The sequence below is a fragment of the Vibrio sp. 10N.261.54.A5 genome (assembly GCF_041471145.1).
Taxonomy (GTDB): domain Bacteria; phylum Pseudomonadota; class Gammaproteobacteria; order Enterobacterales; family Vibrionaceae; genus Vibrio; species Vibrio crassostreae_C.
Map to the genome: position 1 here is coordinate 1 of NZ_JBFRNU010000123.1, position 297 is coordinate 297.

Annotated in this window: 1 protein-coding gene; it reads left to right on the top strand. The window is 47.1% G+C overall.

Annotated features, from left to right (window positions below; genetic code table 11):
• The coding region (locus AB4329_RS22450; protein WP_372139324.1) for a cadherin-like domain-containing protein at nt 1–297 on the top strand (297 nt) is incomplete at both ends.

Genomic DNA, 297 nt, shown 5'->3' on the forward strand with positions numbered 1-297 from the left:
TTTCTCAAGCATCAGATGTTGAAGGCGATGACCTTACGGCTAGCGACCTTACGGTTGGTGGAGATGCGACGGTTGTAGCTAATGATGACGGCAGCTTCACCATCACGCCAGATGAGAACTTCAATGGTGATATCGATATTAGCTTCGATATCTCAGATGGTACCAATACCGTTCAAGCATCGGCTGACCTAACCGTTAACCCAGTTAATGACCTGCCAGTACCTCAAGACCAACAGTTCAGCGTTGAAGAAGACGGCACACTTATTTTCACTGATGCTGACCTATTAACAGGTGCGA